A 22,237-nucleotide genomic window follows, 5' to 3' on the forward strand; every position below is an offset into this window, starting at 1 on the left:
CAAAGGTTATTTCAGCTACAGAATCCGCTTCAGCACTCTATCTGCTTTGACTCGGGTGATCTTACGCATTAACTTCTGTACCGCATCTGGGTAGTCTTCCGCTTTCTCCAGCTGTCTGTAGGTACAGATTAACTGAGTATGTTGAAGAATATTGTCCACTTCTTTTTCAAACTGCGGCGTTAAGTGGTGGAAGTGATCTTGAATTAGAATCGCGTTTTCTAAATCTAAGCTCCAAGCACGCGGATTGAGGTTATTTCCGGTGATCAGCATGTAACGCTTGTCGACCCATATCCCTTTCAAATGAAAGCTGTTTTCATCGTGCTTCCATAATCTTAGAGAGAGCCTTCTTGCGGCGATATTGGCTTCATTGGCTTTGGCAAACTGACGTAAGTTTCTTTCGTATAGATAAGGCAAGCCGCCGATGGTTTTGAACTCTTCTTGTGGTGAAATAAAAAAGTCGTTGGCGGTTTTATCCCCCACCACAATCGTCACCTTGACTCCGCGTCTGAGCGCTTTTTTCACTTCTTTTGCTACGCTGCGCGGGAAGTTGAAATACGGGGTACAGATGAAAATTTCATCCTTGGCTTTGGCCAGCAGTTGATTGATGCCTTGATTGAGCTTGTTGCGCTTTTTACCAACGCCGACCATCGGCGTAATCGCAACTTGCTCGTTAGATACTGGTTGAGATTCAAACGTGTACTGGGCTTTAGCCAGTGAGGCACGCAGTTGGCGAATTTGCGCTTTGATCGCTTTGGTCTCTGGCTTAGTTTCTGAGGTAAGATCATTCACCGCGGGGTGGGCCATCAACTCATTCTGTACAAATTCAACCATGCTGTCTGCTAGTGCTTTATTGGCTAACAAGTGGTAGCGATCAAAGCGATAGCGATCTTTATAGTTAAGGTAGATGTTGTTTAGGCTCGCGCCGCTGTAGAGCACCTGGTCATCAATGATAAAACCTTTTAAGTGCAACACACCAAATACTTCCCGGCCACGTACAGGGATGCCATATACTGGCACTTTATGCGGATGTTTATCCGCAAAGGCTTTATACATAGCGGCATTGGTTTCACCTGGCTCAGCGCCGATTAAACCGCGTTGGGCACGATGCCAGTCCACACAAACATTGATATCTAGGCCTGGATTACGCTGTTTAGCTTGATAAAGCTCGGCCAATATTTCGCGTCCAGCTTCGTCATCTTCAAGGTAAAGGGCCACAAGGTAGATTCGTTTACTTGCCTGACGGATCGCTTCTATCAGGCGAATCCGAAAATCTTTGGCAGCGTACAGCGTTTCAAATCCCGCTGGGTCTTGCGCCAAAGTAGGCAGTTGCTCGAATAAGTTCCTATTGGTCATCATGTTGGGTGGATTACCTTTACTTAAAGTGGACAGGGATATTAGCAAACAAAGCGTCGAGTTTCGAGCGATGAGCGTCGAGTTTCATGCTACTCGCTCCCCGCCGCTCTCAAGCTGATCTCGCCACCAATAAAGCTCTCGATGCCTTGCTCGGTTTCAAGCAGCACCGCGCCTTGTTCATTAATACCTTGTGAGATACCAACAATCTCACGTGGGCCCATAATCAGTTTAATCGGGCGGCCAATAAAGTTATCTAGGCGATTCCAGCGCTCGACAAAGCCTTGCATTCCATAAAGCTCATAATCCGAAAGAGCCTGATGCAAGGTTTTGATCAAGGTGACCGCCAGCTGATTGCGATCAAATTGCTCTGATTGCGCCACTTCACTTAAGCTTGCCCAGGGTTGGGTAATACCTTCGGTGGATTCGGCCATTGAAAGGTTCATCCCCATTCCTATCACTAGATGTGCCGCCGCGCCCGCTTGGCCCGACATTTCCACCAATATGCCCGCAAGCTTCCGGTCTTGATAGTAAAGGTCGTTCGGCCACTTGAGCTTAACTCCAGATAGCCCAAGCTTTTCTAGGGCTTCGACAATGGCCACTCCAACCACTAGACTCAGCCCCATCGCTGCCGCCATGCCAGCATCTAAGCGCCAATACATCGACAAATATAAGTTAGCGCCAAATGGAGAGACCCAATCGCGCCCGCGACGCCCGCGTCCTTTGGCTTGATATTCGGCAATGCACACCGAGCCTGATTGCAAGCTATCGATTCGATCGAGTAGATATTGGTTGGTGGAATCAATAATCGGGATCAGAGTAACAGGTGTGGATAGCGCATCAGTCAAAATTTGCTGATCGAGTAGCTGTATCGGCGTCGCGAGTTGGTAGCCTTTACCTTGCACACGGAATATATCGACTCCCCACTGTTGAATGCCTTTAATGTGTTTACTTATCGCTGCTCGGGTCAGGTTTAACTGCTCGCCCAATTGTTCCCCTGAGTGGAAGCCACCTTGCGCCAAGGTGTTTAAAATCGCGAGTTTGACCGAATGATCTTTCATTGACGATTCTCCAAAATGCGCTCAAGGGTAGTTTCACCGTTAGCACCCATAAAGCGCACTTCATGTTCCAGGGCGATTTGGTAGCGCTGAAACACCTGATCTCGAATGTGCGCCGCGAGATTCACCACGTCAGTGGCTTGGGCATTGTCGGCGTTAATCAGCACCAGTGCTTGGTTTTGATGCACCTGTGCGCCTCCGATGGCAAAACCTTTCAGCTGACATTGATCAATCAGCCATCCCGCCGCGACTTTCATTTTGTCGCCAGAAGGGTAGGCAACGATAGCGGGAAATTGCTGTTTGAGGCGCTCAAAGTGAGCGAGAGAAATCAGCGGATTTTTGAAAAAGCTGCCAGCGTTGCCGGTTTTATTAGGATCGGGCAATTTTTCTCTGCGCACTTGGCAAACACGCTCAAAAATAGCTTGAGCGGTGACCTGGCTCTGCTCATCTGCCAGTGTGCGAAGTGGGCCGTAATCGATATTGGCTTGCCAAGCTTTGTTGAGTTTCAACCCCAGCGCTACAATCGCCACTTTCCCTTGAAGCTCGCGTTTAAAGATGGAATCGCGATAGCCAAATTGACACTCGTCTGCGCTCAATCGTCGAACCGTAAAACTTTCCAGATCCAGCACATCGACATAATCACAAACATCTTTCAGTTCAACGCCATAGGCACCAATATTTTGGATCGGCGCACTGCCGGCACAGCCAGGTATTAATGCTAGGTTTTCCAAGCCGGAGTAGCCTTGTTCGACACACCAAGCCACCAGTGACGGCCAATCTTCACCACCGGCAACGCGCAGGTGCCACGCCTGGTCAGACTCCGATACTTGCTTGCCATGCAGTCGGTTGACGATCACTACGCCTTCAAAGGGGGCGGTAAACAGCACATTGCTACCTTTGCCTAATAATAGCTTTGGCAACTGAGCCCACTCCGGCTTTTGATAAATAGCCATCAAGTCATCGACGCTATGCGCTTCGACTAAGAATTGACACGTTTGAGAGATAGCGAAAGTGTGGTGTTGACGTAAGTCTGCGTTGGCTTTTATCTGCATAGTGGTCGGCACTAGTATTTGCGTAGTGGTTTGCATTGTGTCGCTTGGCTAATCTAAACTGCCAGCATTCTACCTCAATTTGACTCTGGGTTTTACTCTTTGATCGACGCGTTAACTATAGAATCCCTCGACCCTATTAAACTTCCTTTGGTTGCTCGTTTGTATAAAGCGCATTACCCCTCTGGTAAGGCAAAGAAAGATGAGTTGACCATTGCTGGGTATCATCACAATCACCTCGCCGCTGTGGTGCGGTTTCGCACGGTTGAGCAATATCGACTGTTGACCGGAATGCTAGTGGTGCCGGAGTACCGTCAGCAGGGGGTTGGTCATCAATTGATGGCGCATTGCCAGCAGCAGGTATTGCAGCAAGGTGATTACTGTTTTGCCTACGCCCATCTTGAAACTTTTTACTCGCAATACGGTTTTAAAACGCTGGAAGGCTCAGCGTTGCCTAACCCGCTCAATAACTTGTTTGGCCGCTATAGTCGAACTAAAAGTTTAGTGGCGATGCGCTATCAGACTTCCAGTTGTTAAATCTCACTATTCTCAATCTCTGTAAAGCATTTGCTTTATAAAGCGCTTGCTGCATAATATTTGAGTGGTTGAGGGAGCAAAAATGAAAAGCGTCGAAAAGATATTACAAACGGTGAAGCGTGAAGGCGCGGTGACCGCTAAGCAAATTGCTGATGAGCTGAATATGACCACTATGGGCGCTCGTCAACACTTGCAGGCGCTCGAAGACGATGGTTTGTTAGCATTTGAAGACCTTAAGGTCAAAGTGGGGCGGCCTACGCGTCATTGGTCATTGACGCAAAAGGGCCACACACAGTTTGCTGATCGCCACGGCGAACTGACGATTCAAGTCATTGAGGCGGTCGAGTCGCTGTTTGGGACCGATGGACTGCAGAAAGTCGCCGATGAACGGGAAGCCAGCACCTATCAACACTATGCCTCAGCGCTGGAAAAATGTCGCACTCTGGAGCAAAAGCTGGCTCGGTTGGTTGAGCTGCGGCAGCAAGAGGGCTATATGGCAGAGCTTGAAGTACAGGATGCTGGCTTTGTCTTGATTGAAAACCATTGCCCCATCTGTAAAGCGGCCACCCGTTGCCCTAGCTTATGCCAGTCGGAGCTCAATATCTTTCAGCGTTTGTTAGGTGAGCCGTATGTAGTGTCGCGTAGCGAACATATTGTCGCTGGCGAAAGGCGCTGCGTGTATCAAATTACCCCTCGTTAAAAACTGGCTTTATCATTTCTAAAAAATAAGACACCTCCATATCCAAAATGTCATTTCTCGACTATTTTTATAGTGTGTTGATAAAATCATCAACAGTGTTGGAGGCCGTATGCAATCACCTTTAATCAATCAAACCTTGCCATCATTCGATGAGTTAATGGCTATGGCCGAGAGTAGCCCAGATGCTTTCAATCGGTTTAAGCAAGAGATGTGTGAAGAAATGATTCAGTCGGCCTCTGTAGAAATGCAAGACAGACTGTGGGCTCAACAGAGTCATATCGATCGCGTATTGAGTAAGTGTAAGAACCCCAACCAAGCCAACGTAGTGTTGATGCGAGAACTGGTATCGCAAATGGTCAAGTTTCAAGACGTACTCGACAGTGATGGCAGCGATCTTGAAAATAAACCGATAGCAGAAGTGATCCCTTTTGATAGCTGGCGTTGAGCGGGTATAAGTTTGAAGCGGCGAATTTCGAGCCAAAAGTATTGACATCCAGCCACAAGTACTCAAGCTTTGTCGCCACTCGCCACTCGCCACTCGCCACTCGCCACTCGCCACTCGCCACTCGCCACTCGCCACTCGTTCTGTGCTCTAACTCTCAAAAAAATTCTTTAGCCCCCTTGGGTTTCTCCAAACTGCCCCAAATATAGTTAGCACAAGGCCTTGACGCCTTGTGCTATTGCGCAAGGCCATTATCAAATCAACATGGAAATTTCAGGAGAGACGACCGATGAACATTCGTCCATTACACGACCGAGTTATCGTAGAACGCCAAGAAGTTGAATCTAAGTCAGCGGGTGGCATTGTTTTGACTGGTTCTGCTGCAGAGAAATCGACTCGCGGTGTTGTTCTAGCTGTGGGTAAAGGCCGCATCCTAGAAAACGGCACAGTACTACCGTTGGACGTTAAAGTTGGCGACACTGTTATCTTCGCTGAAGGCTACGGCACTAAAACGGAAAAAATCGACGGTAAAGAAGTGCTAGTGATGTCTGAAAACGACATTATGGCGATCGTTGAGTAATAGCAATCATTGAGTAATTTTTTGCTCAGATTCAACTACTAATCAAAATTTAAGAATTTAGAAAAGGAAACTAAAGATGGCTGCTAAAGACGTTAAATTTGGTAATGACGCACGTATTAAAATGCTAGAAGGTGTCAACGTTCTAGCTGACGCAGTAAAAGTAACACTAGGCCCTAAAGGCCGTAACGTTGTCCTAGACAAATCTTTCGGTGCCCCAACCATTACTAAAGATGGTGTGTCTGTCGCGCGTGAAATCGAGCTGGAAGATAAGTTCCAAAACATGGGCGCGCAAATGGTTAAAGAAGTGGCGTCTCAAGCCAATGACGCAGCGGGTGACGGTACCACGACAGCAACAGTTCTGGCTCAAGCTATCGTGAACGAAGGCCTAAAAGCCGTTGCAGCGGGCATGAACCCAATGGATCTTAAGCGTGGTATCGACAAAGCAGTAATTGCTGCCGTTGAAGAGCTAAAAACGTTGTCTGTTCCATGTGCAGATACAAAAGCTATCGCACAGGTGGGTACTATCTCGGCAAACTCTGATGTGAGCGTCGGTAACATCATTGCTGAAGCGATGGAAAAAGTCGGCCGTGATGGTGTTATCACAGTTGAAGAAGGCCAAGCTCTGCAAGACGAGCTAGACGTGGTTGAAGGTATGCAGTTTGACCGCGGCTACCTATCTCCTTACTTCATCAACAACCAAGAAGCCGGTAGCGTTGATCTAGAAAACCCATTCATTCTTCTTATCGACAAGAAAGTATCGAACATCCGCGAACTACTGCCAACGCTAGAAGCAGTAGCGAAAGCGTCTCGTCCTCTGCTCATCATTGCTGAAGATGTGGAAGGCGAAGCGCTAGCGACATTGGTGGTAAACAACATGCGCGGCATCGTGAAAGTCGCGGCGGTTAAAGCGCCTGGCTTCGGTGACCGCCGTAAAGCAATGCTACAAGACATCGCGATTCTGACTGGCGGTACGGTTATCTCTGAAGAGATTGGTCTAGAGCTCGAGAAAGTGGTTCTAGAAGACCTAGGTCAAGCGAAACGTGTGACCATCACTAAAGAAAACACCACCATCATCGATGGCGCGGGTGAAGAAGAGATGATCCAAGGTCGCGTTGCTCAGATTCGTCAACAAATCGAAGAAGCGACTTCAGATTACGACAAAGAGAAGCTACAAGAGCGCGTTGCTAAGCTAGCGGGCGGTGTTGCCGTCATCAAAGTTGGCGCAGCCACTGAAGTTGAAATGAAAGAGAAGAAAGACCGCGTGGAAGATGCACTACACGCAACTCGCGCAGCGGTTGAAGAAGGTGTAGTAGCAGGTGGTGGTGTCGCGCTTATCCGTGCAGCGTCTAAGATTGTTGATCTACAAGGTGACAACGAAGAGCAAAACGTCGGTATCCGCGTGGCACTACGTGCAATGGAAGCGCCTATCCGTCAAATCACCACTAACGCCGGTGACGAAGAGTCCGTGGTTGCTAACAATGTCAAAGCGGGTGAAGGCTCTTACGGTTACAACGCGGCAACCGGTGAGTATGGCGATATGCTAGAGATGGGTATCCTAGACCCAACTAAAGTGACTCGCTCTGCACTTCAGTTCGCAGCTTCGGTTGCTGGCTTGATGATCACCACAGAAGCGATGGTGACGGATCTACCACAAAAAGACGCGCCTGCAATGCCTGATATGGGCGGCATGGGCGGTATGGGTGGCATGGGCGGTATGATGTGATCATCGCCTAGCTAACTCATAGCTAATAGCAATTGAAACGGAGGCTTCGGTCTCCGTTTTTTATTTCCTGCCCTAAACCATCTACTTCAGTAGGTGGTTATCATTCGCGTCGGCCTTACCTGTCAAACCACTCATACTAAATGCATCTTTGATTTTTCCTGAAGTCAAAGAGGACAAATAACCTGAGTAGATACAATCAAACTTCCCACGTATTTTGGTGAGGGGCACCGCTTTCGATCTTTTTCGGAGAGTTGCTTCAAAGCCGTCTCGAGGGTCATATGTACTATCTGCCATTATTGATTCTTTTCGCTTGCTTAAAGGACTGAAGAGATTTGGCGGCATGTCGGTGTCGTGTTATCTGCATCTTCAGAAAAGTAGACTTTTTGTCACGTGTTTGGGTCTTCGCTACCACGTTTAGTTTATTTCGCCAAGACTCTAACTTCAGTAGTATCCATAATAAGAGGTGTAATTGGACCTTTAGGTGGATGGCGATAGTTAGCTCGTCTATCCAGAAAGCGAGCTAATTTCTACTTATGACCATTAGTTGCGTTTTTCGGTTAGTTACAAACTGCGCTTGAGCTTAACCATCACTATTTTTAGTCTTCACTAGGGGCAAGTTCGCAGAATTTAGAAAACGTTTAACTGCTTTTAGCAACGCCGTCCTGGAACTAGATTCAGAAAGAAAATTACTATACTATTTAATAGCCTATAGCTGTAAATTCATTAATGGGCAAACTTCTTAAATTTAAGGATGTAAACTATGAAAAATATTGCGTTGGCAATTTTAGTTTCATTAGGTATGTCAGCTCACGCTTTTGCTGAAGCAGAAACTGCAGCCGCAGGTTCAAGTGCAGGTTCTACAGCAACGGGTGCAGCGGCTGCAGCTGGTGGTGTAACTGCTGGTGCTGTGGCTGCAGGCGTAGCATTAGCAGCAGTTGCAGTTGCTGTTGCTGTAGATGACAGTACCGATGGGACAACTGGTACTTCTAGTACGACAGGAACTAACTGATCGTCACTAGGCTATAGACCATCAAGAGCTCCCACTCGGGGGCTTTTTTTACGGTTAGTTTATCAAGGGTGTGTTATGGTTCACTGTCTTAAAGTCACGCTGTTAGTGTTACTTGTTGTTTTTTCGACAGGATGTAGTCAAAAATTCAAATCGGTTAATGCAACACTCAATGAGGCGTTTCTGGGTGGCGATGACATCGAGTTAACCAAAGAGCAAGTCGTTGGAATTCCTTACGCCAGTATGTACGTTCGGGTCAATCAAGGTCCGCAGGTGTTTATGGTTCTGGCATTTGCGGAAATGAATCCCGTTACTGGGGTCGAGCAGTTAAAGTGGGTTTCGGCCGACAGGGCGATGATCGTCACTGAACAAGGCCGTATTGTGAAAACACTTAATGTGTTTGGCCACAATCTCATCCATTTCTCCCGTGGTAATACCGCAATGCCCAAAGTGGGTCGTCCATATCAATGGACGGCGCGCTACGATTGGGAACCACACAATTTCAACCAGTATGCTGAGGTTTCCTTTGGGGGGCGCGAGCGCGATATGGTCGAGTCACTGCTATGGAGCAGCGATACGCGCATCATCGAAGAAATCGTCCACTTTGAACAAGGCGACATGCAGGTCACCAATCGGTTTTGGCTCAATGAACAAGACCGTGTAGTGAAAAGTGCCCAGTGGCTCATACCAGAGCAACTTCTCATCGAATTTGAAATCGTGAAGCCCTACTTGAGCCAACAGTAATGACAGTTAAGTTAATGAATAATTTGATTAAGATCGTAGCTGCTCTGCCTTTGCTAATGAGCAGTTTATACGTATTTTCTGCCGAACTCAGCGTCTATCTACCACAAACCAAGCAACGTTTTGATTATTCTACGCCAATGCGCTTAGAGCGCGTATTAGCCGACATTCAATCTCAAGCAGACTCGTTAGCGGTTCAGCAGTTTCCTTATGCCATGCAGTTATTTGATCGTAGTGAAGCGCAAAAGGCCCTGCAGTTAAAACAGCAGGTTATTTCAGAGCTCAAACAGTTAGGTCTACAGGAAGAAAAATGGCAAATTTCTACTCAGCTTTTGGTGGATCAAATCGAAAAGTGGAAAGTCGGTCAGCGTAAATTTATTGAAATGGATTACGATGCGGTACGCCTTAATCCTGCCTTTAACCCAATGCTTGAAGGTGAATACGAGCTTGTTGCTCCGCGAAGAGACAACCGAGTGAGCATTGAAGGTTTGGTGTTTAACCCAAGCGCTATAAAACTTAACCCCGACTATACAATATCTGAATATCTAGATGAGTCGATGATGATATCTAGTAGCCATCCAAGTTACGTGTGGCTGATACAAGCAGACGGTAAGGTATTAAGAGTGGGTTATGCCCATTGGAACAATCAAAAACAGCAGGTGATGCCAGGCAGCGTTATATTTGTTGGCTTTAACTCCAAAGCAGACAATATGGTTAAAATGGAGCAAGCGATAGTTTCCTTGATCCGGATGAGGAAAAAGTATTAATGAAACCACTATCTTCAGCGCTTTGGCTTTCGTCCAGCTTAGTCTTTGCTTCAGCTTCAACTATTGCGAAAAACAATGCACAATGGGAAATCTCTCAAACGGATTTTGGTGGCGTAGGTCTGATGCAAGTTCCAACTGGGCGTGTGGCCGAACACGGTGAGTTCAATATTGGTCTTAACTTCAGTGAAGATTATTACCACTACTCAGTCTCTACTCAAATCATGCCTTGGCTTGAAACCACAGTCCGCTATACCCAAGTGCCAGATGTACTCTACAGTGATCGAGAAGGGTACAGCGGCAGCACCAAATATACCGATAAAGGCATCGACGTTAAACTGCGTTTGTGGGATGAAAGCTACTGGTTACCTGAAACCTCGGTGGGGTGGCGCGATTTAGGCGGTACAGGTCTGTTTGATAGTGAGTACGTGGCGGCTACCAAGCGCTTTGGAAACTTGGATGTAACTCTCGGCTTAGGTTGGGGCTATTTAGGTTTGCACAATGATGTGACTAATCCAGCTTGTAAAGCCAGCGAATCTTACTGTGTTCGCCAAGACGGCTATAAAGGCTCGGGCGGTACCATCGACGCCGAACGCTGGTTTACCGGTCCAATGGCAATTTTTGGCGGCTTTGAATATCAAACTCCGTATGAGCCGTTGCGACTAAAACTGGAGTATGAAGGTAACGATTATAGTACTGACTTTCCTGTTGTTCGAGGTAGCAAAGAGATGAACCAAGGCACTCGATGGAACGCTGGTGTCAATTATCGCTTAGGTGATTGGGGGGATGTAAAAGTTAGCTATCAGCGTGGCGAACTCTTCTCGGTGGGGCTGAATCTGTACACCAACTTTAATCAAATGACTTCGGTATGGCGGGATGAACCCAAAGAGGTGCTAACTCAAGGCCAACGACCTGCTGAGGGTGATTCAGAAGCCTATTCCGGTTGGCAAACTGTTTCAAGCAAGCTGCAAAGCAATGCCGGTTATGCGCAAAACCACCTCTATTTAGAAGATGACACCCTAGTGTTGACCGGATCGCAAATCAAGTATCGCGATCGTGAAGAGGCTCTGGATAGAGCAGCGGTGATCTTACACAATCACTTAACGACCACAGAAGAAGGCCACAACATCACTAGCTTTAAAGTGGTGGAGCAGTTGAATGGCCTTGCACTGACTCAAACCGAAATCAACAGAGAAGACTACCTGTTTGCCGCCACTTACTCATCCATTGATGCTAAGTTAAGCGATGCGCTTGAAATGGGTGAGCCCGATGTGTCAGTCAATGGTTCTATTGCTAGTAGTTGGAAGCCTTGGGACTACAGTTTATCGCCTGTGCTAAAACAAAGCTTTGGCGGCCCTGAGTCATTTTATTTATACAACTTTGGCATTAGCGCTGGTGCCCACTATTGGTTTACGGCAAAGCTTGAGTTAAGCGGTGGGATTTACGTTAACTTATTAGATAACTACGATAAGTTTAACTACGGCACCGACAATCACTTTAACCCACATGTAGATAACGAAGCGACGCCAAGGGTGCGCACCATGATCCGGAGTTATGTGCATGACAATCCAGTCCGTATGAACCAGCTGCAACTAACGTGGTTCGAGCAACCTGCTGAGTCCATTTACACCCAAGCTTACGCGGGCTATTTGGAAATGATGTTTGCAGGTGTGGGCAGTGAGGTGCTCTATCGCCCAATGCAGAGCAACTGGGCGTTAGGTGTCGATCTCAATTTTGTCAGTCAGCGGGATCCAGATTCTTGGTTTGGCGTGTATGATGAGGACTACGACTACTTTGATGGCGTTGACTCGAACTCCAGTCGCTGTGTCAGTGCGCCAACGACCTGTCGTGCCTATGTGCTGAACAAAGGTTTTACTGGCCATGTTACTGCTTACTATACGCCGCAGTGGAGTCTATTGGACAATACTCTGTTCAAGGTGAGTGCAGGTCAGTTTCTGGGAGGCGATGTTGGTGTCCAAGGTGATGTTGCTAAGCAGTTTGATTCTGGTGTTATTATGGGCCTTTATGCGGCCTTTACTGATCTCACTTCGGAAGAGTACGGTGAAGGCAGTTTCAACAAAGGGTTCTACATCTCGATTCCACTGGATTTGATGACTGTCAAGCCAAGCACCAGCCGCGCAGTATTGGCTTGGGAGCCTATTACGCGTGACGGCGGTCAGAAGCTGTCGAGAAAATATCACTTGTATGATAGGACCGATGCGCGTGCTCCATGGAGTGAAAAAGCAAGCCGAGTTGAGTAGGTTAAGCGAGTGAGACCAGTTTGGTATTATTGGATCCAAGTTTAGCTTGTAGTTAAGTAAGATAATTTCTTTATTAATGGTTCGATTGAACCGCCAAGATAACAATAGTGTTCGACATAATGAAAAAACAACGTCTATTTCGGTTTTTATGCTCGCTGATACTATTCAGTGTGCCCCTGGTTTTTGCCCAAACACCAACGCCTGAACAGTTGCAAATGTTTAAGAATTTGCCAGCAGAGCAGCAGCAAGCCTTGATGAAACAATATGGGGTCGCTTTACCGCCTTCAGAGGGGCAAGTGGTTGCTTATCCAACCCCAGAGGTGATTGAGCCCAGAAATGAAGGGAATAAAAAGTCGCGCGTGGGCGATGAAAATGATAACTCGGCTGAACAAGAAGGCGAGCTACAACGTTTCGGGGTGGAATTATTCGCGGGTTCACCGACAACATTTGCCCCTATTAGTGAAGCACCCGTGCCCGCCGATTATACCGTTGGTCCAGGTGATGAAATTGTGGTCCAACTCTACGGTAAAGAAAATGATACGCATCGATTGAGAGTCAATCGGGATGGCGGTATTCAGTTTCCAGAACTAGGGCCATTAAAAGTCAGTGGTTTAACTTTTTCGCAATTGAGAGACTCATTAACTCAGCGCGTGGAAGAGCAAATGATTGGGGTTCGTAGTGATATTACCTTAGGCGAAATGCGTTCGATGCAAATTTTTGTGATGGGTGATGCCTACAAGCCAGGCGCTTACACAGTCAGTGCACTGACGACCATTTCACAAGCGATTTATGTCAGCGGTGGCTTTAGTGACACTGGGGCGCTGCGGAACATTCAACTAAAACGCAATGGCAAACTGGTGCGCCAACTGGATATGTACGACTTGCTGTTAAAAGGCGATACTAGTAATGATGTTCGCCTAATGCCAGGCGATGTGGTGTGGATTGATAGTCTGGGTTCTACTGTAACCATTGATGGTGAAATAAATCGTCCTGCCATTTATGAGGTAAAAGTGGGTGAGCGCTATCAAGACTTAATTCGCATTGCTGGAGGGTTTACTGCCAATGCCTTACCTGAAAAGGTTCAGGTTAAACGTTATGTGAAAGATAACCAACGCCATATTCAGCTGCTCGATTTAACCTCTCAACGTGGTAAAGCGGAAAGGGTGCAAACGGGCGATATCGTGCAAATCCCAACTCGAAAACAAAAACTCAGCAAATTTGTACAAGTGTTGGGTGATGTCGAAGTTCCTGGCTTTTTGGGCTGGAAAAAGGGGATGCGAATCTCCGATGTGTTTAATGCGAAAGACAATGCTTTTAACTCCACCGCAGACATCAACTACTCCTTGGTTGTGCGTGAAACGAATCTGCAGCGCGACATTGAGGTGAAACAGTTTAGTTTAGCTAATGCCATTTTAGAACCGTCCAGCAAAGACAACTTAAAGTTGGAGTCGCGTGACCGAATCCTAGTGTTCAATAAACTCAGTGCTAAAGCGCTCAATAGTTTGTTGATGAACGATGCATCCATCAAAAGTCTAGAACAAGCGCGGCGAGAGGCGGAGAAAGACAAAGCGGACAAAACAAATAATCAGGACTTATCAAATACGGCTAAAGTACAAGCTCAAGTTGAGAGAATGTTGGCCTTTGAGCAGATCTCTCCACATGAGCTTGAGCGGCTAAGGAGCTCCACTCGCCAAGCACTGCTGGCACCAGTTTTACTTAAGTTAAGGCAGCAATCACGTTACGGTCTTGCGCCGGAAATAGCAGAGATCACTGGTGAAGTGAAATTTCCTGGTATCTATCCGATTACTGAAGGTATGAAACTATCTGGGTTGTTAAAATCGGCTGGCGGACTCACTTACAGCGCTTATTCCAATAGTGCTGAGCTTGCTCGTTACCGTGAAGATTCGCACACTCAACGTGGTTTTATTGACATACAACGTGTTGCGCTTGATGGGGCGCTGCGAGGAGACGTGCATAGTGATATTGAAGTACTCGGGCGTGATAAGTTCAATATCTTCACTAAACCAGATGTTAAGCGTAACTATAGCGTAATTCTAGAGGGGGAGGTTCGTTTCCCCGGAACATACACAATACGTACCGGCGAAACGTTGGCTGAGTTGTTAGAACGAGCGGGTGGCTTGACAGACCAGGCGCACCCTCGTGGAGCGATCTTTACTCGTGAAGCTTTACGTGTTCAAGAAGAGAAGCTACTTCAGCAGTATGCAGAAGAAGTGCGTAAAGAAACTGCGAAAAAGTCGCTTCGAGCTGACAGCAATATGGCATCCTCTATCGGTAATCCAGAATCGACACTTTCATTTATTGAAGAGTCGGCTAAATCCAAAGCATTGGGCCGAATGGTGGTGCAACTCGACCGAGTTCTAGCGGGTGATGTGAGCGCAGACTTTATGCTTGAAGACGGCGACTTCTTGTTTGTCCCTACTTTCCGCAAGACTGTTTCCATTATGGGAGAGGTCCAGGTTTCTATTACTTACCTATTGGATGAAAAACTTGACATTAATGATTACCTCTCAAAAGCGGGTGGGTTCAAAAAACAGGCAGATGATGACCGTATTTTTGTGATTCGCGCTGATGGGTCTGTATTTAAACCTGAATTAAATGGATGGTTTAGCAGTGTTGCAGGTCAAGAAAAACTAATGCCAGGTGATACAATAGTGGTGCCGCTCGACACTCATTATCGTGATGCGCTCAGTTGGTGGACGGCAGCTACGCAGGTTCTGTATCAAACAGGCGTAGCAGTGAATGCAATCAACTAATATCTGTCTTAATGATTAGTTGGTGACAACTGAGAGAACAAGTTTTGGGCTTATTGTATAAGCCCAAACGCTAGGTTGGAAAATGAATAAAGCAAATAACTCACTAGAGGCTTATCCTCAATTCACAGCGCCGAACGCCGCTGCAGATGACGAAATTGATCTAAGAGAATTGTTTTTAGCCCTATGGAAAGGTAAGTGGTTGATCATCGTGATCACAGCGATTTTTGCCATAGGCTCGGTTCTTTTTGCACTATCGAAGCCTAATATTTATAAAGCGGATGCACTTCTTGCACCTGTAGAGGCATCATCGGGTGGTCGGTTGTCTCGACTCACCTCTCAATTTGGCGGACTGGCTGCGTTATCGGGGATTAACTTAGGTGGAGGGGACAGCAATCAAACCACTTTGGCGATTCAGGTGGTGAAATCCCGTCAATTCATTGAGGAGTTTGTCGCGAAGCACAACTTGTTAGTGCCGATCATGGCGGCAAAAGGTTGGGATATGCAATCCAATGAATTGATCATCAATCAAGAGATTTATGATTCTGAGACCGATACCTGGCTAAGAGAACCAGACGGTTTGCGCGGTGCAGTTCCGAGCGCGCAAGAAGTGTATGAAGTATTTAGCAAAGAGATTTTAAGTACTAGCCAGGATAAAGACAGTGGTTTGTACACTATTTCTGTTATGCATTATTCACCTTTTATGGCGCAGCAATGGGTGATGCTATTGGTTGAAGATCTAAACCAAGTGATGCGAGAACGAGCGGTTGCCGAGGCAACGACTAATTTAGAGTATCTTAATCTTCAACTGAATAAAACTTCTGTTGCCGGTATGCAGTCTTTGTTTTACAACCTTATCGAAGAACAGACCAAAACCTTGATGATGGCTCAAGTGCAAGCAGAGTTTATCTTCAAAGTGGTTGACCCAGCGGTCGTACCCGAGGTGAAGAGCAAACCTAAACGTGCTTTAATCTGCGCTCTTGGAACCTTGCTGGGGGGCATGTTTGGCGTGGCAATTGTACTGGTGCGCTTTGCGTTTAGAAAAGAGCCTATCCCTCAGCAGTTATTAGAGCTGAATGAAGTGTAAGCTTTTTCTGGTTTAGATAACCGGTACTGGTTACCTAATACAGGTGTCCATTACAAAATCACTCTCTAGCGACCTATCGCATACAAAAACGGAGACTTTGGTCTCCGTTTTTTGTCTTTAAACTGTCAACCCAGCGTCTTATCGCTGCAACTTGAGCAAGGAACTCTAGTTATTCACGAGCAGTGAAGTGGAGTACACAATGAAGATTGCGGTGGTTGGATGTGGGTATGTGGGACTTTCAAACGCGCTATTATTAGCCCAGAATCACAAAGTAGTGGCTTTAGATATTAATGCCCATCGAGTCGATTTACTCAAAGACCGAATCTCGCCGATTGGCGACTCTGAGGTAGAGTCATTTCTTCGTTGCAAGCGTCTAGACTTCCGAGCTACAACCGAGGCACAGTTAGCATATTGTGATGCGAAATATGTCATTATTGCTACCCCGACTGATTATGATCCGGTTACTAACTATTTTGATACTTCATCCGTTGAAGCAGTGATTCGAGATGTACTTGCGATTAACCCAGGGGCCATCATGGTGATTAAATCAACGGTGCCAGTCGGGTATACCGAGCGTATTAAGCGAGAGTTTGGCTGCGAAAATATTATCTTTTCACCAGAGTTTCTTCGTGAAGGAAAAGCGCTTTATGACAACTTGCATCCGTCGCGTATCATTGTTGGTGAGCAGAGTCTTCGGGCTCGTGAGTTTGCCAACTTATTGGTTGAAGGCGCTGAGAAGCAAGACATTGATGTATTGCTGATCAACTCGACCGAAGCTGAGGCGGTAAAACTGTTTTCTAATACCTATCTTGCAATGCGGGTGGCGTATTTCAACGAGCTAGATTCCTATGCAGAAGCGCATGGACTAATAGCACGTCAGATAATTGAAGGCGTTGGTTTAGACCCGCGTATTGGTAATCACTACAATAACCCGTCGTTTGGTTACGGTGGCTACTGCTTGCCAAAAGACACTAAGCAACTGCTCGCCAATTACCAGGATGTGCCAAACAATATCATTGGCGCGATTGTCGACGCTAACCGCACTCGTAAAGACTTTGTCGCAGAGTCTATTCTTAAGCATGAGCCTAAAGTCGTCGGTATTTATCGCCTTATCATGAAAGCAGGCTCGGATAATTTTCGTGCGTCTTCTATTCAGGGCATCATGAAACGCCTCAAAGCGAAAGGTGTGACCGTGATTGTTTATGAACCCGTCCTGGAAGAGGATCTGTTCTTCAACTCGGAAGTGGTTCGTGATCTCGAAGCGTTTAAAGCTCAATCGGATGTGATTGTCTCTAACCGTATGGCGCTAGAGTTGGCTGATGTTGCCGACAAAATCTACACGCGTGATTTGTTCGGTTGTGATTAAGTTTGGCGGCTCGAAAGTTGGATGTAAAACTGTCTGAGTCAGTCCCTTAAACTCTGGAGGACGTACTGACGAATATACGGAACGATTTTTTCTTCAAACCAAGGGTTTCTTGTTATCCAAATGCTATTGCGTGGAGAGGGATGAGGAAGAGGTAAATACTTGGGCGCCCATTGTTGCCAGTTACGTACGGTTTCGGTCAGTGTCTTGGGTTTATCTTGCAGGTAGTAGTTTTGTGCGTACTGACCAATTAGAAGTGTCATCGTGACATTGGGTAGTTGGTCGAGTATGGCCTGATGCCATAGCGGCGCGCACTCTTTTCTTGGTGGCAGGTCGCCACTTTGCCCTTTGCCGGGATAGCATAATCCCATCGGCATAATGGCCACTTGGTTTGGATCGTAAAAGGTTCGCTTATCGAGTTGTAACCACTCTCTTAGACGCTGACCGCTAGGGTCATTCCAAGGTATCGAAGTCTGATGGACTCGAGCCCCCGGTGCTTGACCGATGATCAGCAGACGAGCCGACTTACTGGCTTGGATAACCGGGTTGCAACCGTGTTCTAGGTGAGGTTCACATACTCGACAAGCGCGCACCTGGGCTAACAAATTATCCATGTGGATCATCGGTATAACCTTTGATTAACCCTCATATTAGTAGCCTTTATCTAAGTCAATTTGATTCACCAACCCAAACCCATCACACCAGCGCTGGTAGTTGTCAGCGAAAATATCGACCACTTGCTCTGGAAAACTCAGCGCGGCGATGTGTGGTGTTACAGTAATCTTAGGATGAGACCAGAAAGGGTGACTTTGAGGGAGTGGCTCTTGCTCGAAAACATCAAGAAAAGCATGTTCAATTGCCCCACTTTCTATTGCGGTGAGCAAGCCTAACTCGTCGATGGCGCTGCCCCGGCCGACATTAAACAACAAGGCTTGCTGACAAGCGGCTAAGCTGGATTGATTTAAGATCTGCTGAGTGTGCGCGGTATTGGGCAGGGTATTGACCACGATGTCGGCTTGGGTAAGCGCGGTCGCTAGCTCTTGAATATGATAGGTGGCGGAAAACGGGGAGTGCTTTGCAGGGATGCCGCTGCGATTAACGCCAATCGGCTGCATTGCGAGGCTTTTAATCGCTTGAGCCAGCTCAGCACCAATCGACCCGGTACCGAGAATCACGACTTTTTTTCCACTTAGCGAAGAGTAGGGAAGTGGTGACCACTCGCTTTTAGCTTGTTGATTTAGGTAGTGATTGAAGTGGCGATAGTGGGCGATGCTGTAGCCAATGACGTATTCGGCAATTTGCTGGCCGAAGATCCCTTTGACATTGGTGAGTTGGCCATCAAACTGATTGAGCGCTGGAATGAGTGCATCCACCCCGGCGTAAATCGACTGAATCCACTCGACATGAGGAAAGTCTTGAATTCGTTTAGCTGCTTTGGGTGGGGAGGCAAGCAATATAGTGGCCTCGCAAGGTTGCTCGGTAAGTGCGAGCTGCGGTAATGACGCCTGCTCCAGCAGTTGTCGATATTTATCGTTGTCTTCAGTGAGCAGATAGACTTTGTGGGTAAAATTGTTCATCGCCTTGCTTTTTTCCCTGTTGGTTATCAAGTAAACTCTCGCTGTCTGAATTAATCATTAGCTCACGAGTCCCTATGCTACAGAACCCTCTTCAGCTTCGTCTAGAGAAGCTCGAACCCTGGAAACAGATTACCTTTATGGCTAGCCTGTGTGAACGTATGTACCCAAACTATGCCATGTTTTGTGATAGCACTCAGTTCGCCGAGGCGCGCGTTTATCGCGATATTCTCGATAGCATTTGGGAACAACTGACGGTCAAAACCGCCAAAGTGAACTTTGAGCGCCAGCTTGAAAAGCTCGAAGAAATCATCCCAAGCTCAGAAGATTATGACTTTTATGGTGTGTACCCTGCGATTGATGCCTGTGTCGCGCTGTCGTACCTCTTACATGGCTTACTCGACCGCGACTATCTGTTTGAGAACATGCATAAAGTGAGTCAGCAGTCGGTGATGACGGTGGCGCAGTTAGAAGAGGCGCAAACCGGTGAAGAAATTACCAACCAAAACCAGAAAGACAATGAAGTGGTATGCGCCGAGTGGGATGTGCAATGGGCGATCTTCCGTCCTCTACGTGAAGCCGAAGAGCGTGATATTGAGCTGATCAAAGATTTGCGTGCTGAACTACGTGATGAGGGTGTGAGTAATATTGGGGTTAGCCTCTAGAGGCCAGTGCTAGTTCCTAGCACTGGGTGTCTAGGAACTAGGTTGTACCCACTACACGTCTTTCTCTTTTGGTGGCTCGTTTTGCTCGTCGGCCACTTCCTGTTCTTCATCATCGTCGCGATTTTCAATTACGCCGTGGGTTTGTTTCCAACGCTCCCAGCGCTCGAATGCCAGCTCTTGCATGTCGGTGGCATGGTCTGCTTCATCGACAATCTTCTCGCCGACCAAGTGTTCAAAGATATCCTCTAGGGTCAAAATGCCCTGAATCGTGCCGTACTCGTCGACAATCATCGCCAGTTGCAGGCGTTTAGCCATCATTTGTTCAAACGCTTTTGGTAAACGTAGCGTGTTTAGCAAGACGTGCAACGGACGCATAACGGCGCCTAGCTGGCGACTGCCATGCCCGGCTTGCTGCATTTTAAACAGCTCAAGACGGTGAACAAAACCGATAATGTTGTCGGTAGACTGGCTATACACTAATGGCCTTGAGAACGGCGTATCCTCATGCTCGGCGAGAAACTCGTCAATAGTCGACTCGGCGTTGACACGAAACACTACCGGGCGTGGTGTCATCACCTGAGTCACGGGGACATCTTGAATACCAAGCAGATTGGTGAGGATTTTTGACTCCCCTTCGGCAAACTCACCACTCTCGCGGGCCAATATCGCCATCGCAGAGAGTTCATCGCGCATTTTTGGCGCTTCGCTGCCACGTGCAAGGCGTTTGGTGATCTGCTCTGAGAACCAAACAAATGGCGTCAAAGCCCATACCATCCAGCGTAGTACGACAGCAGCAGCGGGAGCGAGCTGGCGCCAATAGGTTGCGCCAATGGTCTTAGGCACAATTTCTGAAAGCACCAAAATACCTAAGGTGAGCACGGCAGAGAAAACGCCTAACCACTCACTGCCAAAGACTACCGCCGCTTGAGCACCCGCGCTGGCGGCACCTATGGTGTGTGCGATGGTGTTGAGGGTCAAGATGGACGCGAGCGGACGATCGATATCCGCTTTGAGCTTGGCAAGGTGCGCCGCCGAAGGGTGTCCTTGCTGGCGCAATTGGGCAATATAACTGGGTGAGATGCTTAGAAGCACTGCTTCTAAAACGGAACAGATAAACGATACGCCAATGGCAATTGAAACGTATAGAGTTAGCAGAAACATAAAAGTCCTATGTCAGTTCACCCACCTCTAACTTTGCAAGAAAAGGGGCGCTTCTCTTACCTGTGCATTATTGATGTGAGCGTTTTGTGTTCGCTTTGAGCCCCACAATATCAGGCTTCTAGGGCTTTTGCAGTGTAATAAATAAGGCTTAAAGAGGTGAAAAACAAGGTTTATTCCTTGCTGACAGAGTAACAAATTGTGAGTTAATACTCAGATTATGGTTAAAAGTACGTCATGAGAGCCAAAGAACGCCTACAAACCTTTGCCAGATGGGGCATTTATGCTTTAGAGTGAGTTGAATTCGATAACATATGAGAAGGGAAACCTAATGAACAAGACCCAATTAATCGACTTTATCGCAGAGAAAGCAGACCTATCTAAAGCACAAGCTAAAGCTGCTCTTGAAGCAACTCTTGACGGTGTGACTGATGCACTTAAAGAGGGTGACCAAGTTCAACTAATTGGTTTTGGTACATTCAAAGTTAACCACCGTGCAGCTCGTACTGGCCGCAACCCAAAAACTGGTGCTGAAATTCAAATCGCTGCTGCAAACGTACCAGCATTCGTAGCAGGTAAAGCACTAAAAGATTCAGTAAAATAATTTAATACTGATTTCAGAGTTTTACGCTCAGACTGTATATAATACGCCAAGGTAGTTGCTATCTTGGCGTATATTTATTTTATGACAATGAAAAAAATACTTTTTGCTAGTTTGGTTGCGGCAGTATTGTCGGGCTGTTCGACTAGCGCCCCTACCCCGAATCTTGCCCAGTTCTCGAACTATACGGGTGGGCAAACTATTGGTGACTCAACCAGTTTATATTGGTATACCGAACGAACCACTTTTCCTTATACCGCCGGCGATTATGTCAGTGCTGGTGATTATGGGTGGTATCAAACCGACTATCGTTGGAGCGAGGGAGAGCTGAGAGAGCTGATTCGCCAAGGTGAGCAACTCAAAGATAACCAAGGCTTAGTGCCTTATCGTATTCATGTTCGGTTTAATAAATTGGGCGAGGCGGTATATCAGCAATACCGCTTTGATGGCAAAGTGCTACCACTTAAAAGCGAAAAGATTGAGTGGCTTAAACAAGAAGCGCGCAATATTCCCAGTTTGACCAAAAGCCAAACCAGCCGCGGACAAAGCCTTATCCAAGGTTACTGGGATGGTTCAACGTTTGATACCTGCAGTGGTGATAGTTTTGAGCGCGTAGAGTTCAACGAGACGTTACCGAGTTTTGTGGTGAACCGCTTATCGACTATTGACAGTTATGTCGCGTTTATTGGTTCGACTCGTTCAAATAAAGTCGTAGTGAATGAGTTATTGATGCTTGCAGATGACAATCAAGACTGTATCGAGCGCCCCAACCTCATTGAAGAAGAGTAATCGTTAGCCATATGAATA

At 47.0% G+C, this 22,237-nt stretch carries 21 protein-coding genes; 15 read left to right on the forward strand and 6 right to left on the reverse strand.

Annotated features, from left to right (window positions below):
• Positions 1–15: 15 nt before the first annotated feature.
• From pssA to murB, 3 genes are all read right to left on the reverse strand, one after another.
• Complete coding sequence (gene pssA / locus FCU94_RS00510) at positions 16–1,356, reverse strand: CDP-diacylglycerol--serine O-phosphatidyltransferase (protein WP_176286632.1); 1,341 nt, start codon at positions 1,354–1,356, stop codon at positions 16–18.
• An 86-nt stretch (positions 1,357–1,442) separates the two neighbouring features.
• Positions 1,443–2,411, reverse strand: a complete 969-nt coding sequence (gene birA, locus FCU94_RS00515) for a bifunctional biotin--[acetyl-CoA-carboxylase] ligase/biotin operon repressor BirA (RefSeq protein WP_176286633.1) — start codon at positions 2,409–2,411, stop codon at positions 1,443–1,445.
• Positions 2,408–3,460, reverse strand: a complete 1,053-nt coding sequence (gene murB / locus FCU94_RS00520) for a UDP-N-acetylmuramate dehydrogenase (RefSeq protein WP_176286706.1) — start codon at positions 3,458–3,460, stop codon at positions 2,408–2,410. Before murB ends, birA begins: the two co-directional genes overlap by 4 nt.
• A gap of 102 nt (positions 3,461–3,562) precedes the next feature.
• Between murB and FCU94_RS00525 the strand changes: the two genes are divergently transcribed.
• The 12 genes from FCU94_RS00525 to FCU94_RS00580 all read left to right on the forward strand — a co-directional run bounded on the left by FCU94_RS00525 (position 3,563) and on the right by FCU94_RS00580 (position 17,435).
• Complete coding sequence (locus FCU94_RS00525) at positions 3,563–3,994, forward strand: GNAT family N-acetyltransferase (protein ID WP_176286707.1); 432 nt, start codon at positions 3,563–3,565, stop codon at positions 3,992–3,994.
• An 82-nt stretch (positions 3,995–4,076) separates the two neighbouring features.
• Positions 4,077–4,694, forward strand: a complete 618-nt coding sequence (locus FCU94_RS00530; protein ID WP_176286634.1) for a helix-turn-helix transcriptional regulator — start codon at positions 4,077–4,079, stop codon at positions 4,692–4,694.
• Between the two features lie 109 nt (positions 4,695–4,803).
• Positions 4,804–5,139, forward strand: a complete 336-nt coding sequence (locus FCU94_RS00535) for a DUF3135 domain-containing protein (RefSeq protein WP_176286635.1) — start codon at positions 4,804–4,806, stop codon at positions 5,137–5,139.
• Positions 5,140–5,425: 286 nt separating this feature from the next.
• Positions 5,426–5,716 carry a co-chaperone GroES gene (locus FCU94_RS00540; protein WP_004410737.1) on the forward strand — a complete coding sequence of 97 codons (291 nt, stop codon included), beginning with the start codon at positions 5,426–5,428 and terminating at the stop codon, positions 5,714–5,716.
• Positions 5,717–5,792: 76 nt separating this feature from the next.
• On the forward strand, positions 5,793–7,439 hold the full coding sequence (gene groL / locus FCU94_RS00545; RefSeq protein WP_176286636.1) for a chaperonin GroEL: 1,647 nt from the start codon (positions 5,793–5,795) through the stop codon (positions 7,437–7,439).
• Positions 7,440–8,199: 760 nt separating this feature from the next.
• A complete protein-coding gene (locus FCU94_RS00550) occupies positions 8,200–8,448 on the forward strand; it encodes a hypothetical protein (RefSeq protein ID WP_176286637.1) in 249 nt (82 codons plus the stop codon).
• Positions 8,449–8,523: 75 nt separating this feature from the next.
• Complete coding sequence (locus tag FCU94_RS00555) at positions 8,524–9,189, forward strand: YjbF family lipoprotein (RefSeq protein WP_176286638.1); 666 nt, start codon at positions 8,524–8,526, stop codon at positions 9,187–9,189.
• Positions 9,190–9,203: 14 nt separating this feature from the next.
• Complete coding sequence (locus FCU94_RS00560; protein ID WP_176286639.1) at positions 9,204–9,953, forward strand: capsule biosynthesis GfcC family protein; 750 nt, start codon at positions 9,204–9,206, stop codon at positions 9,951–9,953.
• Positions 9,953–12,211: a YjbH domain-containing protein gene (locus FCU94_RS00565; RefSeq protein WP_176286640.1), complete on the forward strand. Its 2,259-nt coding sequence runs from the start codon at positions 9,953–9,955 to the stop codon at positions 12,209–12,211. The genes FCU94_RS00560 and FCU94_RS00565 overlap by 1 nt, the downstream gene beginning before the upstream one ends.
• Positions 12,212–12,330: 119 nt before the next feature.
• Entirely contained in the window at positions 12,331–14,985 is a 2,655-nt protein-coding gene (locus FCU94_RS00570; protein ID WP_176286641.1) for an SLBB domain-containing protein, read from the forward strand.
• Between the two features lie 82 nt (positions 14,986–15,067).
• Positions 15,068–16,069, forward strand: coding sequence for a Wzz/FepE/Etk N-terminal domain-containing protein (locus FCU94_RS00575; RefSeq protein WP_176286642.1), 1,002 nt, complete (start codon positions 15,068–15,070; stop codon positions 16,067–16,069).
• Positions 16,070–16,268: 199 nt separating this feature from the next.
• A complete protein-coding gene (locus tag FCU94_RS00580; protein ID WP_176286643.1) occupies positions 16,269–17,435 on the forward strand; it encodes a nucleotide sugar dehydrogenase in 1,167 nt (388 codons plus the stop codon).
• A 38-nt stretch (positions 17,436–17,473) separates the two neighbouring features.
• On the opposite strand, the gene FCU94_RS00585 is transcribed toward FCU94_RS00580, so the two are convergent.
• Positions 17,474–18,055, reverse strand: coding sequence for a uracil-DNA glycosylase family protein (locus tag FCU94_RS00585; RefSeq protein WP_176286644.1), 582 nt, complete (start codon positions 18,053–18,055; stop codon positions 17,474–17,476).
• 27 nt (positions 18,056–18,082) lie between these two features.
• A complete protein-coding gene (locus FCU94_RS00590; protein WP_176286645.1) occupies positions 18,083–19,009 on the reverse strand; it encodes a D-2-hydroxyacid dehydrogenase in 927 nt (308 codons plus the stop codon).
• A gap of 74 nt (positions 19,010–19,083) precedes the next feature.
• Between FCU94_RS00590 and FCU94_RS00595 the strand changes: the two genes are divergently transcribed.
• On the forward strand, positions 19,084–19,671 hold the full coding sequence (locus FCU94_RS00595) for a YjaG family protein (RefSeq protein ID WP_176286646.1): 588 nt from the start codon (positions 19,084–19,086) through the stop codon (positions 19,669–19,671).
• Between the two features lie 51 nt (positions 19,672–19,722).
• On the opposite strand, the gene FCU94_RS00600 is transcribed toward FCU94_RS00595, so the two are convergent.
• Positions 19,723–20,832 (reverse strand): CNNM domain-containing protein, encoded by a 1,110-nt coding sequence (locus FCU94_RS00600; protein ID WP_176286647.1) that lies wholly within the window; start codon positions 20,830–20,832, stop codon positions 19,723–19,725.
• A gap of 328 nt (positions 20,833–21,160) precedes the next feature.
• Here FCU94_RS00600 and hupA point away from each other — a divergent pair, with 328 nt between their 5' ends.
• The gene (gene hupA, locus FCU94_RS00605; protein ID WP_100754166.1) at positions 21,161–21,433 is read left to right on the forward strand and encodes a nucleoid-associated protein HU-alpha; all 273 of its coding nucleotides are present in this window, start codon (positions 21,161–21,163) and stop codon (positions 21,431–21,433) included.
• 87 nt (positions 21,434–21,520) lie between these two features.
• Positions 21,521–22,219, forward strand: a complete 699-nt coding sequence (locus FCU94_RS00610; protein ID WP_176286648.1) for a DUF1481 domain-containing protein — start codon at positions 21,521–21,523, stop codon at positions 22,217–22,219.
• The last annotated feature ends 18 nt before the right edge of the window (positions 22,220–22,237 follow it).

It is taken from the genome of Vibrio sp. JPW-9-11-11, assembly GCF_013369335.1.
Taxonomy (GTDB): Bacteria; Pseudomonadota; Gammaproteobacteria; order Enterobacterales; family Vibrionaceae; genus Vibrio.